This window comes from Vibrio sp. 1F253 (genome assembly GCF_041439295.1).
GTDB lineage: Bacteria > Pseudomonadota > Gammaproteobacteria > Enterobacterales > Vibrionaceae > Vibrio > Vibrio tasmaniensis_A.
This window is the reverse complement of the sequence record NZ_JBGONU010000009.1, coordinates 1-17,547: the sequence shown is the minus strand read 5'-3', so window position 1 is coordinate 17,547 and position 17,547 is coordinate 1. Positions and strand designations below refer to the sequence as shown.

The following is a 17,547-nucleotide window of genomic DNA, read 5'->3' as shown; positions in this document are numbered from 1 at the left end:
ATCTTAGGACTCATTAATCTTAGTCTCTATTCCAAATTTACACACTGCACATTTAGAATGGCATTCCAATTAGTATTAGACGCTATCATTTATCCTCGTTGTCCTACATAATATCCTTCAGCCATACAAAGAGATGGTGTCATGCTAGGTTGAAAAATGAGCCAAAGTAGCTCATATAAAACGAGAAAAATATGAAACGTTTACTTATATTATTGGGAGTTGCCGTGTTTTCTGCGTCTGCTCTCTCCCACGGTACCCACGTGCTGAATGGCTATTGGGAATATCAGGATTACCTCACTAAATTTCCAGAGCAAAAAGCATTGACCGATAAAATGGTTGAAGCTGTGCAAAATCCCCCTATGCCATTGAGGCAAGTTCAGGATGAACCTATCACCATTTCAGTTGTGTACCCGGGGCAACAGATCTCTGATTATTGGGTTCGTAATATCCAAGCCTTTGAGAAACGCCTAGATAAATTGAGAATTAATTATCAAATAAATCAGGTTTTTACTCGTGATAATGCTAACCCCTCTCAGCAGAGTATCTCTTTGCAAGAAGCGATTGAAAATAAAACGGATTATTTGATTTTTACGTTAGAGACGACGCGACACCGTAAGTTTATTGAACATGTGTTGAGCTCAACGGACACCAAGTTGATTTTGCAAAATATTACCACACCAGTACGTGCATGGGCCGATAGGCAGCCATTCATGTACGTGGGTTTCGACCATATGACGGGTAGTTTAAAGCTAGCGGATTACTTCAAACAAGTGAGTGAACCGGACAGCAAGTATTCTGTGTTATATCGTTCTGAAGGTTATATCAGTGATGCTCGTGGAGATACCTTTATCCATGATGTGAATTCTGATACTAACTTTGCTCTTAAGTCGTCCTTTTACACTAAGTCAAATAAAGAGAGCGGTTACCAAGCAGCTAAAATCAGCCTTGCTAACGATAAGGATCTAAACTTTATTTATGCATGTGCAACTGATATTGCTCTGGGCGCAGCAGAAGCTATTCGAGAATCTGGTCGAGATGTATTAGTGAATGGCTGGGGAGGCGGCTCTGCAGAATTGGAAGCTATAGCAAGGGGTGACTTAGATGTTACGGTCATGCGCATGAATGATGATACGGGTATTGCGATGGCAGAGGCGATTAAATGGGATCTTACAGGGTTGGAAGTTCCTACCGTTTATTCAGGTGAGTTTGAAATTGTGACTAAAGAGGATTCTCCAGATCGTATTTTAGAACTTAAGCAGCGAGCATTTAGGTACTCAGACCAATAATGAAAAAAAGCTACGCCATTACACCAAAGAACACTTTAGCCAAATTAATTACGCGTATCATTATTTTAGTGATAGGCGTGATGGCACTTGGCGTGCTTATTCATAACTACGAAACAAGCAGTAGGATCGTTAAGCAAGAGACGAATAGAACGGTTAAGCAAACTTCTAGCTTGATCCAAAACATGTTCGATTATCGCTTATCAGTGCTGCAAATCCATCAAGACAGTAGCTCACACAGTGAAACTTTAAGGGAGTATTTTGATACCAACAATGAAGAGGCTCTGAGCTACTTTTTTTATGGTGTTGACCAACGCGAGCCGGAACATGCTCCCGACTTACGCTTTGTTTCTACTTATAACGGTTTGGCTTGGGAAGATGGCAATGGTCAGTTCTATGGTTTGGATACGTCCAATTTAAAACATATTTCTGATGAGGTCGCTTTTAGCAGTAACTGGCACTTCATTCAGCTGGCTACGGATATCGGCAAGCGTCATTTGTTGGCTCGACGAACGCCTATTGTTGATAACAAGACTGGTGAAGTTCTAGGGCAGCTTTATGTTGCTATTGTTCTAGACAACAACTTTCCATTGGCTGAATCTATCCAGCAAGGCAGTAATTGCGAAAATATCGTCATTGAAGCGCATGGTACTCCTGTGACATCGACATTCAGTGGCGACGAAAGCTATACGATAAAAGACGTCCTCAGTTATAAAACGTATGAGCAACTACCTCGTCATTTCGTCACTGTTGCAACCATTAAGATCAATGCTGTTGAAACTCCTCTAACCATTCGTGCGATCCAGAAAAACACTAACCTCATTGCACTCGAAGACAATTATGAACGTACCATCATTGTTATGATTGTGGTGATCATCATCATGTCTTTCCTTGCGCGAGCTTGGATTCAAAGAAAAGTCGCAGCAGAACTTGATAAGTTAATGGAATTCACTCGCTCTGCAAGTGGCAATGAAGAGTTCAGCAAGTTTGATGGTTCAAATATTTTCGAATTTCACCACATTGGCTGCACGTTGGAAGATACTTTTGAGCGCTTATCTGAGCAACACCAAAAATTTCAAGATCTGTTTAATTTTGCGCATTCTCCAATTTTGGTTTGGTCCGAAAAAGGTGACTTAATTCAGATGAACCCAGCGGCTCGTATGGCGCTATTTGATGAAGATGATAACTATGGTGCAATGGCTCGAGAGTTTGAGCTCCGTATGTTGCCGAATATCCAGATGGTGGTTCAAGGCTCTAAACTAACGGGCATTAACGTGCCAATCGGCGAGAAGGTTTTTCGCTGGAACATGTCTGCAATCCGTGTTGAACACGGCATCAGCGGTGTGGTGGTACAAGGTCAAGATATTACTAAACTTATAGAAGCAGAAAGACAGGCAGATCGAGCGCGTGAAGAGGCAGAGCATCTTGCCAGTGTGCGTGCAGACTTCCTCGCTAAAATGAGTCACGAAATTCGTACGCCACTGAATGGTATTCTCGGTGTCTCTCAGTTGCTTAAACGTTCAATACACAGTGAAGATAACCGTGATCAGGTTGATGTACTTTGTCATAGTGCAGAACATCTACTGGCGGTACTAAATGATATTTTGGACTTTTCTAAGATAGAGCAGGGACAATTCAATATTCAGAAGAAAGATTTCCTTCTAGGAGAGTTGGTTAACACCTTAGATAGCATCTATCGCCCACTTTGTGAGGATAAATCCGTCGAGTTCACCATTGTGAATCACTTGGTTGATGACATCGAAATAAACACCGACCAGGTTCGCTTGAACCAGATCATGTTTAATTTACTGAGCAACGCCCTTAAGTTCACACATCAAGGCAGTATTTCCGTCAGTTTTGAAATCGAAAGTATCTTGAATACTGATTACGCTAGCTTGATTGTTCGAGTAAAAGACAGTGGCATCGGTATTGATGAGAGTAAGATCGATGCTATTTTTGAACCTTTTGTTCAAGCAGAAGAAACGACGACTCGGGAGTATGGTGGTACAGGACTTGGGCTTACGATTGTAAAGAACCTTGTCGATATGCTGGAGGGAGACATTCAAGTCCGAAGCGTTAAAGATCTGGGGTCTGAGTTCATTGTAGAAATCCCAGTGGAGTTACACTCCAAGCCTCTGTTAGCCGACGTTAAGAAACAAGCCCACATCGATCCTGAGGCGTTGTTTAGTCGTTCGTTGAAAGTGCTGCTAGTGGAAGATAATCACACCAACGCCTTTATCGCACAGGCATTTTGCAAAAAATATGGGATGGTGGTTACTTGGGCAAAAGGTGGCTTGGAAGCGATAGAGCTAGCAAAAAGCACGGTTTACGATCTTATCTTAATGGATAATCAACTCCCTAATCTTGGTGGGATTGAAACCACTCAGCAACTAAGAGAGCAAATTGGCGTAACAGCTCCGATTTATGCGTGTACTGCCGATGCTCAAGAGTCAACAAGAGAAAGGTTCATGGCTGCTGGAGCAAATTACGTGATCGTAAAACCGATAAAAGAAGCGTCGTTGCACAAAGCTTTTGTTCATTTCAAACAATTGTACTGGGATGATACTCAGCATTAAGCTGAAGATTAAATGGTGCTCTTTAACTGGTTGTAAATGGTGTTATCTAATTGATGAAATTGAATAAGTTTTACGGGTTTCGAGCTGAGTAAGAGCTCTTTTTGTATCTGTATTCCCTTTAGCTTGTATTCCTGTTAGCGTGTATTTAGATAGAGCCAGTTACAAAAGCTTGTTCCAACAGAAGCGTTTTCAACTCATCACTCATATTTAGGTGTTGAGGAAACTGAATGCCTAATAGCCAGCCTTGTTTTTGCCTTTTCTTACTCACCACGGTGTAAACCAGATCGTCATCCAAATGTTCATTTAAATTGGAATTTACTTTTATCTTCCAGCCCACATCGATATCTGACTGTTGAGTAAGATAGATACCGCAGCCTGAAGCTGAAAAATCAACCAGAGTGGCGTCTAGTGATAGAGTATCAACAGTGACTTCACAGCTGAGACGCATCTTATACCTTTCATGTTCACGGATAGGTTTGTTCGCAAAGCTTGAGGGAGGGCGAAGGAAGATAAGGTGTGCTGGCGAGGTGATGTGGGCCAGTACAGTCGTCTTAAACGCGACAATGTGTCCAAGTTCAGTATCGGTAATAGCACGAACAATAATATCAACGTTGATGAGCTTTCTTAGCGTTAGTGCTTCGGTCGCTTTTTTTGAAAGTTCAAGTATAAGGTACTGATCTTCTTTGTGTCCGATATAAAGTGTGCTGATCTGGATTGAGTCATCTAGGCCAAACTCCAATACACCCACTGTTTTTGTACCTGGTTTAAGGTATCTGAACAGTTCTAACCTTCTGTCTTTATGCATATTCGTTACTAAACAATATTGATCGTTTGATAAAATAATATAACGCTCTGATAAAAATATGTCATTAGTTTCATTGAAGTAATTAGTCATGGACGTCAAAAAAATGAATAACGGATTCAAGTAAACAACGGCTTACTCTTGCTGAAAAACAAGATACACTGCTTCAGATATGTACTTGATGGAGAAATATTAAATGGAACTGCAAACCTTATTGAATACTCTGGCTGATACCCCAGAAAGCGTGCAATTTGAAGACACAATAAAAGTGATAGAAGCTCATTATGATTTTGCTGAGAGTGAATTTCGTAATGGCGATGTAGTGAATGCCGCTGGGCAGAATAATGGTTCGTGTAAGATTTTTGCTTTTGGTTTAGAGCAAGGTCTATCTGCAGAGAAAACACTTGCTTGTTTTGGTCAATTTTATCGTAATGACGTATTAGGTTTTCCAGACAACACTGACCATCAAAATATTCGTAACTTCATGACTCATGGCTGGAGCGGAGTAGAGTTTTCTCAGCCTGCGCTGATTGCAAAATCGAAGTAACCACTAACTAGATAACTATTAGTAAGTAGTAGGTCGAAACTTAATGTCGTATCTTGAAGCGAGAGAACAACCTCTCGCTTTTTTGTATATGATGAACAGGCTCGTAAGCTGCTGAGTAGCTTTGTAAGCTATTGATTATGTTTGCAAGCTGTTGATTATGTATGAAAACTCTTGACTAGGTTCGTAAGCTACTGAATAGGCAAGGCAGACAGGCATTTACGGCACATACAAGTACCAGCCTTTGGAATGTTGCTAGTATCACGCTTCTCTAACTCAAAACACCAACACGTCTCTTTACCCGCACTAATATCGCATTGAGCTGGCTCATGACACTGCGGACATTGGTGAGTCGAACTCTCGCCACTAAGGTTATCCATGACTGACGTTCGTTCGTCTTCAGATAAGCCTTTCCAACCTATAATTTCATCCATTGTTCGAAAGCAGCCACTGCACATTCCGCCATTATTTTTACAAGCCGCTCGGCAAGGTGTTTTCATCTATCTAACCCATGATTCATTTGGGCTGAAATGTAGCATATTTGTTTCCTTTTTAAGAGTCATCAAACCAAAAACACAAGGGTCTGTTGATCTTTCGAGCTGATTTTTGCAGCACTTTGTGGGAAATTTCTACAAGGCAGAGGCTTTGAAGTGTAGCTAGCCTACATGAGAAGCCGATAACACAGTAGAAATGAACCACAAAGGCTGCCCGAAGGGTTCGGTTAGAATCGTTTTATACTTTGTTAAGATGTATTTACTTAGAATGACTAGGCTACATACATCTTGCCGCGCCTAAAACGATTCTATCTCGAACAAAAATTTAACCACGAAAGGTCAACAGACCCTAAGTAAAATCGACAAATGACCTCGTAATTTAAAGGCTTTTCATGTAGCATCTCGCCCCTTTTGTTGAGTGGGGGATATTATGTTTATTGGGTTTGATTATGGAACAGCGAACTGTTCTGTCGCGGCGATGGTTGATGGAGAACCAAGCCTGTTACCATTAGAAGGTAGCAACCATTATATTCCCTCAACGGTATTTTCACCTACTCGTGAGAGCGTTTCTGAGCACCTATTTCGCCATTTGAATATCAAACCGAGTGATGCGATTGGTGAGCAGGTGTTGCGACGTGCTATCGCTCTGAACCGAGAAGAGAGTATCGACCTAGTGCCAGAAGACATGGCATTTGGTCAGGCTGCATTGGACCTTTATTTGGAAGACCCTCGTGACGTTTATTACGTTAAGTCCCCTAAGTCTTTCCTTGGTGCCAGTGGATTGCATGATGTTCAGGTGAGTTTCTTCGAAGATTTAGTGTGCGCCATGATGGCGAATATCAAGCATCAAGCTGAAATCACGACTCAAGAGCCGATCAAACAAGCTGTTATTGGGCGACCAATTAACTTCCACGGTCGTGGTGGTGAAGAAGCAAACCGACAAGCCGAAGATATACTCTCACGTGCAGCCAAACGTGCAGGTTTCCTTGATATCGCTTTTCAGTTTGAACCGGTCGCTGCAGGCCTTGATTACGAAAGTACTCTGACTGAGAACCAAACGGTATTAGTTGTCGATATTGGTGGTGGTACCACCGATTGCTCATTGTTAGAAATGGGGCCAAGTTGGTCTGGTAAAGCGAACCGCACCCAAAGCTTGTTAGCACACAGTGGACAAAGGGTTGGGGGTAATGATCTTGATATTTACCTTGCCTTCAAACAATTGATGTCACCTTTCGGTATGGGTAGTAAGGGTATTTCGGGTATCGATATGCCGTTGACTCAATTCTGGAATCCAATTGCGATAAACAATGTAGAAGCTCAAAAAAACTTCTATTCAAGGGAAAACCTAGCCGCGTTAAAGTTACTTCGTAAAGAAGCTTCAGAGCCTCAAAAGTTAGACCGTTTAATGAAGGTCTATCACGATACTTTAGGTTACAGCATTGTGCGTCGGGCGGAAGAAGCCAAGATTGCATTGGCAGAATCCTCCCAATATCGAACAGCAATCAATGTTGCATCAGATCTGATTGAAGTGGATATCTCCGTTGAGCAGATGATTGAAGCGATTGAAACGCCAAAATCTAAGATGATTGAATTGGTCAAAGAAGCGATTCAACAAGGTCAGAAAAAGCCAGATGTCATCTATATGACGGGTGGTTCAGCCCGTTCTCCTATTCTTCGAGAAGCAGTACAACAAGCCGTACCGAATGTGCCAATTGTGAGTGGTAACTATTTTGGTTCCGTAACCTCAGGCCTAGCACGTTGGGCTGAGGTTTGCTTCAAATAAGAATGTACTAACTTGTATTAGGGCAACCAGTCACGGATTGGTTGCCCTTTTTTTTGTATTTTTTCTAGTGAACTTTCAATAAAGCAATAACCAATAACCAATAACCAATAACCAATAAAGCAACTTTTCCTAGTTCAAATTGGGAATTGTTTCACAAGGCTAAATATTTCAGCACGGCTCATTATGTTACTGGATGTTTCTAAGTTAATGGTATGTCGCAGAATGGTCTGGAAAGTCGTTTGTAGCTTAAGTGTCTAATGCTGTTTTTATGATTGGAAAATCAAAAAATCAAAGGTTTTTATATCAAAGAATACCAAAAATTAGCTTGAGGTTTGTTTTTAATGCTTTGTTTTTAATGATATTTTTTGTTTTTATAGCGCGATTTTTTTTATTTTATATATTTTAATGCAACTTTTTTGTCAGTCGTATATTAGTGTTTTCCCACTTGTTAAATGCAGGTAACAACCTCTTCGTAAGTACGAGGTTGTTATGGAATCACTCTCCCAGTTACAAATGGATATGACAATGAATAAGAAACTTTTAGCGCTAGCAATTTCTGGTGCAGTATTTGGTACACAGGCAGTTGCGGTAGAGCTTTATAACGAAGACGGTACAGCCTTCTCTGTTGGTGGTCACGTTTCTGTAAACCTGAATGGTTCAGAGAAAGGCGATACGGATGTTGGTACAAACTCACCACGTATCAACTTTAATGCTACGCAAGAATTAGGTAATGGCTTCACAGCTGACGCTAAAGGCGAATGGGCGCTTAATTACCTAAACGGTGGTGATGAGTCGTTTACTACTCGTCTTGGTTACGTAGGTTTAACTCATGATGAGCTAGGTCGTGCTGTTGCAGGTACGCAGTGGGCGCCATACTACGATGTAGCTTCAGCTACTGATATGCCGATCGCTTTCGCGAACGATTTCTTATACGACAACCACGGTGCGCTAGGTACTGGTCGTGCAGACAAAATGGCAAGTTACCGCAACGGATTTGATTTTGGTGAAGCGGGTGAGCTTAGCTTTGGTCTAGGTTGGCAGGGTAGTAACACAGTAACGACAGACGTTTACGATGACACAGATATCAACGATATCATTCACTCTCGTACAACAGTTGCGTACGATGATCGTATTCAAGCGACTCTTGGTTACTCAATCGCTGGTGTTAAATTGGGTTATGCCTTCAACACTGGTGACTTCAAAGAGGGTGGTGTTTCTAAGACGGCTGAATCTCACCTAGTTTCTGCTGCATACGGTTCTTACGGCTCAGGTTTATACCTAGCAGGTATCTACGCTTCAAACGAAAACATGAACGTAGGCCTTGAAGAAAGTGATGCATATGAATTGCTAGCGGCTTACGCTTTAGCGAACAGCTTAAACTTAAGCGTTAACTACGAAGTTGTTGAAGGCGAAGCGACGAAAGGCGCGGCAACACAAACTGACCGTGAAGAGCTAGCTCTACAAGCTGAATACAACTTTACTAGCAATGTTGTTGGCTACACTGGCTATCAGTTTGATCTAAACGATGCAGACAACAGAAAAACTGACGACAAGTGGACTATTGGTGCTCGTTTCTACCTATAAGTCGCGACTCATTTAGTTTGACCACTATTATGCATAGTGTTTACTCCTTAAATTTACCTTTTTGGATACTGTCCTAGACACCATGCTAAGCCCTCTCAAGCCTTTTGGTTTGAGAGGGCTGCTTTCGTTCTATACGCATCTTTTTTAGCTTTTCCTTCATGTTACCCAGCCATTCATTTCATCTACGTAGCTATGATCTACGCAGCGATGATCTACGTAGCTATGGCTCTTGTCATCAGTTCTTATACGTCGCGATCTTCGGATAAAAGTATTTAAATCATTTAATTGAGCTAAAGATCAGAATTTAGATATTGATAACCATCTTGTCGAAGATTCTCTTTTAATGATGCGGTAAACTCTGCGCTCCAAAAAACAGTTTAGGGACAAACTATGAGCAGCGTTGTAGATCAGGAGCAATTGATGAATTCGAAACGAACAGCAACACCCAGCAAAGTACTGTGTATTGGGCGCAATTATGTTGATCACATCGAAGAGCTTAATAATGTTATCCCTGACTCTATGGTGGTGTTTAATAAGCCGAGCACTAGCGTTACGTCTTCTCTATCATCTTTCCATCAAGAAACGTTACATTATGAAGCTGAAATCTGCTTCATTGTTGAAAACGGTGAATACTCTGCCGTGGGGCTAGGTTTAGACCTTACCAAACGCGAGTTACAAAGTAGTTTGAAGGCGAAAGGTCTGCCTTGGGAACGTGCTAAAGCTTTTGATGGTTCTGCTGTTTTTAGTCGCTTTGTTCCCATAGATAACTTGGACCTCTCTGACTTAAACATAGAGTTATTTATTAACTGTGTCCGCGTTCAAAAAGGGCATGTTGAACAGATGCTTTATTCCCCACAGACCATCCTCGAAGAGTTATCTTCTTATACGACTTTGCTTGACGGTGATGTTGTGATGACGGGCACTCCGAAAGGTGTTGGAGAGGTACATCAAGGTGATATTTTCCTTGGTCGTCTAAAGTGTGGCGAAACCACTGTGATTGAGATCGAGTGGGTAGCACGTTAATTAGTCTTTTGTATTTAGTTAATAAATTGGCTTTACTGTTCATTGATGGTGTTTAATTCGATTAATTTAACACCTAGCAACTGATTGCATCTGGAAGGGTGTTAGTAATTGATATAAAATTCGCCTCCATTTTTATCAATACTGAAACCCATGATCGATTTAACCATCCTACCTGTTTACCTGACGGCCGTTGTAGCTCTTCTCCTTTTACCAGGCCCTGATATGTTACTCATCGCAAGCTCAAGCATGAGCTATGGCCGTAAAGTCGGTGTGTTTGCGAGCTTAGGTAATGCGACTTCTGGAATTATCCTGACAGTATTGGCAGCAATGGGCGTTTCAGCATTGATTGCGATGAGTCCAGTGGCTTTAAAAGCCCTTCATCTATTAGGCGGTGCATACTTATTAAAGATGGGGTGGGATTGTCTTCGAACAGAACAGGGCAATGCGCCTGAGTTAAGCGACAACCGTGCTGCAAAAGCGTACTACCAACGAGCACTTATTAGTAACCTGCTTAATCCTAAAGCGTTGGTTTTTTTCGTGATGTTCTTACCGCAGTTTGTATCGACGAGTATTGAAGCGACTTCGGGTGAGCAGATGCTCGTTCTGGGTTTATTGCTGAATGTGCTAGGTTTGACGTTCAACTTTTTACTTGTGGCGTTAGTGGGTACTATTGGTAAATCTTTGGTAGAAAATGCTAAGTTTCGTACCTATCAGCAAAAAGTGATGGGCGGAGTTTTTCTCGTGTTAGCGGTGTGGATGTTGTCTTCCTTCTTTACCTCGTAGACTGCAACTCAAACAGTTTATCGGGGTTAGCCGCCGATACAAAAATGGACGCTTCGAGCGTCCATTTTTTATGTCGATCAGTTACATATTGCACTTCATGGAACTGATTTTTTGAAAGAATGATGATCTAAGAGTTCAACTCTTTCTGGTGTTGTTCGATGAGCCTATCCATGTACTCTTCACCGCGCTTGCGAGTATCGTCATAGGTTTCTGTCCCTTCGAACTTTGTTACCGTCTCATAATAAACCTTAACTTTTGGTTCTGTTCCTGAAGGGCGGACGATAATGCGTGAACCATCCTCGAGATGATAGATGAGTACGTCACTTGCTGGCAGGTTAATCGCCTCGGTAGCCCCACCGACAATAAAGCGCAAAGAAGACTGCAGATCTTCAATCACAGAGATAGCGACACCGTTTATTACTTTTGGTTGTGCCGAGCGGAGTTTAGAACCAATCGATGGTGAATCTGGGTCTAGGGCAATACTACGTTGCGCGTTGGTATGAACCCCATGTTCAAATGAAATTTGAGCGAGAAGATCCCAAACGGTTCGCCCTTGAGATTTTAACTCCTCAACCAGTTGAGCAAACACGACGATAGCAGACAGCCCATCTTTGTCTCGTACCTGAGTACCAATTGTGTAGCCTAACGCTTCTTCATAGGCGAACAAGAACTCGTTTTTCTCATCTTCTAATTGCATGCCAATATTCGCTAACCATTTAAAGCCAGTCAGCGTTTGGAAGTAAGTCGCACCATGGGATTGAGCCACTTTCTCAAGTAGAGTTGAAGATACGATACTGTTACCAACTAACTGGTTTTTAGTGTGTGGCTTTGATAGCAAGTAGTGCGCGAATAACACACCCACTTGGTCACCCGTGAGCATTTTGTAGGAAGCATCTTCAGTTCTGACTTTATCATCGGTTCGAACGGCAACCGCAAATCGGTCTGCATCTGGGTCATTAGCGCAAGCGATGTCGGCATCGACACTTTTTGCTAAGTTAACCACAAGATCCATCGCGCCTTTTTCTTCCGGGTTGGGGAAGTTCACCGTCGGGAAGTGACCATCTGGTTCTCTCTGTTCGGCAACACTGAACACTTTATGGAATCCAGAATCATGAAGTAGGTCTTCCGCCATTTGTGCGCCGACACCATGCATAGCGGTATAGGTGATGGTGGTATTCGCCGATTCGATCTCTTTACTCACGTGTGGGCTCTGGTTGATAGCAGCACGATAGGTCTGATAGTAACCTTCAGTTAACCATACCAACTTACCTTGTGTTTCAGCGTCACTAAGGCTCATCAATGGGATGGGCTTGGTCGATGCGATATCTATTTCAGCAGCAATGCCTGCATCATGAGGGGGAATGATTTGAGCGCCATTCTCCCAGTACACTTTGAAGCCATTGTACTCCGGCGGGTTGTGGCTCGCCGTCACTACAACCGCCGCCGCCGCGTTGAAGTGCTCAATACCAAAGGCAACGATAGGTGTCGCTGCAACATTCGAAGTTAGGTAAACCTTAATACCTAAAGCGGTGAGTACAGAAGCTGTATCAATCGCGAATTGCTTTGAATCTAAACGACCGTCGTAGCCAACCACTACACCACGCATAGAGGCATTTTCGACATGTTCAATTAAATAGTGGCCAAGGCCTGTGGCTGTTTCTTGTATGACCAAGCGGTTCATTCTATTTGGGCCGCATCCGACTTTGCCGCGCAGTCCCGCCGTTCCGAATTCTAATCGTTGAATAAAGCGGTCTTCAAGTTCGTCGTGCATTCCCTCATCGATAAGGTATTGAAGCTCTTCACGAGTTCTTGGGTCTGGGTCTCTCGCTAACCAGTTCATTGCATCTTGCATAATCACTAAACCTTTTAATATCGGGGTGTCTTTCTGTTGATTTAATTTAAATGATACTGATTATCATTTCTATGAAAGCAATCGTAAAACTCGATTTAAAATAAATTCCAACAGTAAGGGAAAGGCATATGGGTAAAGCCACTTCAAATAATTGACTGTTTAATAAGTAAACTTACCTTGAACAATTGGATATCACTAACTAGCCTTTTACATAAATATAACAAAACTTAACAAGTTCGTCGTTTTTGAATCTTTAGTGGAAACTTACAACGCTTATGATCCGTATTGGTTCTTAAGTTCAGATGAGGTCAGCAGCCCGTTTACAGGCTAGCTCCATGTGAGTTGTAGATTGAGATTCAGCTTTTCATGTTCAGCTGGAATAACAATGAATGTTGTCTGGCTCGGAATGACACATAGCTCGTAATGACATGTAGCTCGCAACGACATTTAGGTCGCAAGTATCCAATTAGGAAGGATAAGGAGAGATCTTTTGAAAAGATTACTGGTTAGGCTAGCGTGGCTTTTGAAAAGTTTTGTTGTGGTTTTGGTGTCGCCTTTGGTGCATGCAAGCAGTGAATACAACATGACTCAAGGTGTCACTGAGATCAGCGGTAAGGTATACGAGCTTCATATGCTGATCTTCTATATCTGCTGTGCGATTGCCTTTGTTGTTTTTGGAGTGATGTTCTATTCGATTCTGAGGCACAGGAAATCAAAGGGCGCAGTTGCTGCCCATTTTCACGAAAGCACGAAAGTCGAAATTCTTTGGACCATCATCCCTATTATTATCCTCATCGCTATGGCGATACCCGCCACCAAAACTTTGATAGCGATGGAAGACACCTCCCAATCAGATCTGACCGTTAAAATCACTGGTTCACAATGGAAATGGCATTACAGCTATTTTGGTGAAGACGTCGAATTTTTCAGCCGTCTAGCGACCAGTGATAAAGAGATTGAAGGAATTGAAGTGAAAGGCGCGCATTACCTGCTAGAAGTTGATAAGCCGCTTGTACTGCCTGTTGACCGTAAAGTCCGTTTCTTGATGACTTCCGACGATGTGATTCACTCATGGTGGGTGCCAGCATTCGCCGTTAAGAAAGATACCATTCCGGGTTTTATTAATGAGGCTTGGACAAAGATAGATGAGCCCGGTGTCTACCGAGGGCAGTGTGCAGAGTTGTGTGGCCGCGCTCATGGGTTCATGCCGATAGTGGTGCATGCCATGGAAGAAGACGATTTTGACGCATGGCTAGCAGAACAGAAAGAGTTGGCGATAGCCGAACAACAAGCCGCGAAAGATGCATTAGATGCGTCACTTTCTTTGGAAGAGTTGAATACCATCGGTGAAGAGGTTTACAAAACTCGATGTGCGGTTTGTCACCAAGCAAACGGTGAGGGAATTCCCGGAGCATTCCCTGCCATCAAAGGAAGTCCTATTGCCCTTGGTGATGTCGATGTTCATATCGACACCATTGTTTATGGTCGTGGCGGAACGGCGATGCAAGCATTCGATAATCAGTTAACCGAGAAAGAGATCGCAGCGGTAGTGACTTATCAACGAAATGCTTGGGGTAATAACACCGGCGATATTGTTCAGGCTTTAGATATCAACGCTTATAAGGCGAAGCAAGAAGGCAGTTCTGAAAGCTCAACGGATGATGCACAAAATGATGCTAAGGATCAGTTATGAGTTCACCAATCAATAAGCCGGTGAAATCGGCTCCTGCAGAAGACCAAGTTCTGAGCCATTCTGCGGAAGGTACGCTGGGCAATGATGATTTGCCTGTTGACGATCACGATTCACATGCGGCACCTAAAGGCTGGGCGCGTTGGCTTTACTCAACCAATCATAAAGACATCGGTACACTTTATCTGTGGTTCAGTTTTGCGATGTTCTTAACGGGTGGTGCCATGGCAATGGTGATCCGTGCTGAGCTATTCCAACCCGGGTTACAACTTGTTGAGCCAGATTTCTTCAATCAGATGACTACAGTCCATGGTTTAATCATGGTATTCGGTGCCGTGATGCCAGCATTTACGGGCTTGGCTAACTGGATGATCCCGATGATGATCGGAGCTCCAGATATGGCGTTGCCGAGAATGAACAACCTCAGTTTCTGGATCTTGCCTTTTGCGTTTCTAATCTTGATCGGATCTTTGTTTACTGAGGGAGGCGGCCCAAGTTTTGGTTGGACCTTCTACGCGCCACTCTCGACAACTTATGGTCCAGACAGTACCGCGCTATTCGTATTCTCAGTTCATATTATGGGGATCAGTTCGATCATGGGGGCGATTAACGTGATCGTAACCATAGTGAACATGCGTGCGCCGGGCATGACTTGGTTCAAGCTACCGATGTTCGTATGGACTTGGTTAATTACCGCTTTCTTGCTAATAGCCGTGATGCCCGTTCTCGCGGGTGCGGTGACCATGGTACTAACTGACAAGTACTTTGGCACTAGCTTCTTTGATGCCGCTGGTGGTGGGGACCCGGTGATGTTCCAGCACATATTCTGGTTCTTTGGGCACCCCGAAGTGTACATCATGATCTTGCCGTCTTTTGGTATTGTCTCGGCGATCATTCCTGCATTCAGTGGTAAGCGCCTGTTTGGTTATCACTCGATGGTTTATGCGACCTGTAGTATCGCACTGTTGTCATTCTTGGTTTGGGCACACCACATGTTCACCACGGGTATGCCAGTATTTGCTGAACTGTTCTTCATGTATTGCACCATGTTGATAGCGGTGCCGACCGGTGTGAAAGTCTTCAACTGGGTGGCGACCATGTGGCGGGGGGCTTTGACCTTTGAAACCCCAATGCTGTTTGCGATTGCCTTTATTGTTTTGTTTACGATTGGTGGGTTATCTGGATTGATGCTCGCTATCGTGCCAGCTGATTTCCAATATCACGATACTTATTTTGTTGTGGCTCACTTCCATTATGTTCTGGTAACAGGTGCTGTGTTCTCGATTATGGCTGCTGCCTATTATTGGCTACCTAAGTGGACCGGACATATGTACGACCACAAGCTCAGCCTGTGGCATTTCTGGACGTCGGTGATTTCAGTCAATGTACTGTTCTTCCCTATGCACTTTTTAGGGTTAGCGGGTATGCCGCGTCGTATTCCTGATTATGCAATTCAGTTTGCTGACGTTAACCAAGTCGTGTCGATTGGTGGTTTTGCCTTTGGGTTGTCTCAGCTGATTTTCTTATGGCTAGCGATTAAGTGCGTAAGAGGGGGAGAGCCTGCACCAAGCAAGCCTTGGGACAGAGCTAAAGGACTTGAGTGGACAGTACCAAGCCCTGCGCCTCACCACACCTTTACTCATCCACCTAAAGTGGATTAGAGGACAGAACCATGAGTGATAAGCAAAGCGATCCCAATCAAGATAAAAAACAACCAAAGCGCCTGTCTAATAAGCGGTCAACCAAAAAGCTGACGGGCTATTTGGTGTTGAGTGTGGTTGCGATGTTTGGCTTCGGTTTCGCTTTGGTTCCTCTGTATGACGTAATGTGTGAAGCCTTGGGGATCAACGGGAAAACCAACACGGTTTCAGCGGTTCAACCTCAGGGAATGCTGCCCGACTATTCTCGTACTGTTCGAGTGGAATTCATGTCGCACATTAAGCCAGATATGCCGTGGCAGTTTTCGCCTGAAGTTCGTGTGTTAGAGGTTCATCCTGGTGAGGTGGTTCAAACTAACTACATTGCCAAAAACCTCTCTGGAGCCTCATTGGTTGGTCAAGCCGTACCATCGGTTTCTCCAGGTATGGGGGCTACTTACTTCAATAAGATGGAGTGCTTTTGCTTTAATCAGCAACCATTGGATGGGCACAAGAGCGCAGAAATGGGTTTGATATTTTACATTGAGCCAGACATTCCTGAATCAATACATACGCTTACACTCTCTTATACGCTGTTTAACATCACGAGTCAGGTGAGTGGAGAGGCAAGTAAGCCTGAAGTGAGCACATCAACATTGAACACACTACAATCTGGCTCACCAAAAGCGAGCACACTCGCAAGTAACTAGGGATTTACAGAACCAGTATCAACATAAGGAGTTGAGCGATGAGTTCTAAAAAGGAAGTTTATTTCGTTCCACATCAAAGCCACTGGCCATTGGTGGGTGCCGTAGCGCTGTTTTTGGTCGCGGTTGGTGCTGGCTTGACGGTACAAAATATGGGCACCGACGCAGCCGGTGGTGTATTTGGCAAAGCGGTGTTGTTAGTCGGGTTTGCTGTGCTGCTTTACATGCTCGCAGGTTGGTTCAGCAATGTGATCACAGAATCATTAAGTGGCGTTTATTCTGAGCAGATATCTCGTTCTTTTAGACAAGGAATGAGTTGGTTTATTTTCTCCGAAATCATGTTCTTCGGCGCTTTCTTTGGCGCGCTTTTCTATGCTCGTATGATTTCTGTCCCTTGGATTGGTGGTGCGGGTAATAATGAAATGACCCATGAAGTATTGTGGCCGATGTTCCAATCGATATGGCCATTAACGACTACCCCTGATGGCGTAACGACACAAGCCATGCCTTGGCAAGGTATCCCGCTTAAGAACACCATTATCCTGCTGCTTTCCTCTGTGACGCTGCACATGGCACATATCAGTCTTGAACAAAATAAGCGTATGGCTTTGATTGTGTGGCTAGAGATAACCATTGTTCTGGCTGGCTTCTTCCTGTTCTTCCAAGTTGAAGAGTACCTTCACGCTTATCAAGAGATGGGATTGACACTTCAATCTGGCATCTATGGCAATACCTGATCCGCACCAGCAGTTTTGGACACTGAGTTAAGTGAGTACAATCACTAATGAG

The 17,547-nt window shown here is 43.3% G+C and carries 13 protein-coding genes and 1 pseudogene; 11 read left to right on the top strand and 3 right to left on the bottom strand.

Annotated features, from left to right (window positions below; translation table 11 throughout):
• Positions 1 to 191: 191 nt before the first annotated feature.
• Together ACED28_RS06770 and luxQ are read left to right on the top strand one after the other, a co-directional pair.
• Complete coding sequence (locus ACED28_RS06770) at positions 192 to 1,286, top strand: substrate-binding domain-containing protein (protein WP_371702639.1); 1,095 nt, start codon at positions 192 to 194, stop codon at positions 1,284 to 1,286.
• On the top strand, positions 1,286 to 3,859 hold the full coding sequence (luxQ, locus tag ACED28_RS06765; protein ID WP_371709539.1) for a quorum-sensing autoinducer 2 sensor kinase/phosphatase LuxQ: 2,574 nt from the start codon (positions 1,286 to 1,288) through the stop codon (positions 3,857 to 3,859). Before ACED28_RS06770 ends, luxQ begins: the two co-directional genes overlap by 1 nt.
• Positions 3,860 to 4,004: 145 nt before the next feature.
• Here the strand turns inward: luxQ and ACED28_RS06760 are convergent, their stop codons facing one another.
• The gene (locus ACED28_RS06760) at positions 4,005 to 4,664 is read right to left on the bottom strand and encodes a PilZ domain-containing protein (protein WP_371709538.1); all 660 of its coding nucleotides are present in this window, start codon (positions 4,662 to 4,664) and stop codon (positions 4,005 to 4,007) included.
• A gap of 193 nt (positions 4,665 to 4,857) precedes the next feature.
• On the opposite strand from ACED28_RS06760, the gene ACED28_RS06755 reads away from it, so the two are divergent.
• Positions 4,858 to 5,208: a HopJ type III effector protein gene (locus tag ACED28_RS06755; RefSeq protein ID WP_371709537.1), complete on the top strand. Its 351-nt coding sequence runs from the start codon at positions 4,858 to 4,860 to the stop codon at positions 5,206 to 5,208.
• A gap of 188 nt (positions 5,209 to 5,396) precedes the next feature.
• On the opposite strand, the gene ACED28_RS06750 is transcribed toward ACED28_RS06755, so the two are convergent.
• Positions 5,397 to 5,705, bottom strand: a complete 309-nt coding sequence (locus ACED28_RS06750; RefSeq protein ID WP_135380773.1) for a DUF1289 domain-containing protein — start codon at positions 5,703 to 5,705, stop codon at positions 5,397 to 5,399.
• 424 nt (positions 5,706 to 6,129) lie between these two features.
• On the opposite strand from ACED28_RS06750, the gene yegD reads away from it, so the two are divergent.
• From yegD to ACED28_RS06730, 4 genes are all read left to right on the top strand, one after another.
• Positions 6,130 to 7,482 (top strand): molecular chaperone, encoded by a 1,353-nt coding sequence (gene yegD, locus ACED28_RS06745; protein WP_371709536.1) that lies wholly within the window; start codon positions 6,130 to 6,132, stop codon positions 7,480 to 7,482.
• Positions 7,483 to 8,007: 525 nt separating this feature from the next.
• Positions 8,008 to 9,066, top strand: a complete 1,059-nt coding sequence (locus tag ACED28_RS06740; RefSeq protein WP_102249374.1) for a porin — start codon at positions 8,008 to 8,010, stop codon at positions 9,064 to 9,066.
• A 390-nt stretch (positions 9,067 to 9,456) separates the two neighbouring features.
• On the top strand, positions 9,457 to 10,089 hold the full coding sequence (locus ACED28_RS06735; RefSeq protein WP_009845667.1) for a fumarylacetoacetate hydrolase family protein: 633 nt from the start codon (positions 9,457 to 9,459) through the stop codon (positions 10,087 to 10,089).
• Between the two features lie 150 nt (positions 10,090 to 10,239).
• Complete coding sequence (locus tag ACED28_RS06730) at positions 10,240 to 10,872, top strand: LysE family translocator (RefSeq protein WP_371709535.1); 633 nt, start codon at positions 10,240 to 10,242, stop codon at positions 10,870 to 10,872.
• 127 nt (positions 10,873 to 10,999) lie between these two features.
• Here ACED28_RS06730 and ACED28_RS06725 read toward each other — a convergent pair whose 3' ends face one another.
• Positions 11,000 to 12,724 carry a phospho-sugar mutase gene (locus ACED28_RS06725; RefSeq protein ID WP_102249373.1) on the bottom strand — a complete coding sequence of 575 codons (1,725 nt, stop codon included), beginning with the start codon at positions 12,722 to 12,724 and terminating at the stop codon, positions 11,000 to 11,002.
• 490 nt (positions 12,725 to 13,214) lie between these two features.
• Between ACED28_RS06725 and coxB the strand changes: the two genes are divergently transcribed.
• The 4 genes and pseudogenes from coxB to ACED28_RS06705 form a co-directional block, all read left to right on the top strand.
• Complete coding sequence (coxB, locus tag ACED28_RS06720) at positions 13,215 to 14,417, top strand: cytochrome c oxidase subunit II (protein WP_371709534.1); 1,203 nt, start codon at positions 13,215 to 13,217, stop codon at positions 14,415 to 14,417.
• Positions 14,414 to 16,075 (top strand): cytochrome c oxidase subunit I, encoded by a 1,662-nt coding sequence (gene ctaD / locus ACED28_RS06715; protein ID WP_371709533.1) that lies wholly within the window; start codon positions 14,414 to 14,416, stop codon positions 16,073 to 16,075. Before coxB ends, ctaD begins: the two co-directional genes overlap by 4 nt.
• An 11-nt stretch (positions 16,076 to 16,086) precedes the next feature.
• Positions 16,087 to 16,761: a cytochrome c oxidase assembly protein gene (locus ACED28_RS06710; protein WP_248367173.1), complete on the top strand. Its 675-nt coding sequence runs from the start codon at positions 16,087 to 16,089 to the stop codon at positions 16,759 to 16,761.
• Between the two features lie 38 nt (positions 16,762 to 16,799).
• A pseudogene (locus tag ACED28_RS06705) lies at positions 16,800 to 17,492 on the top strand (cytochrome c oxidase subunit 3); the annotation flags it as partial.
• Between the last annotated feature and the right edge of the window lie 55 nt (positions 17,493 to 17,547).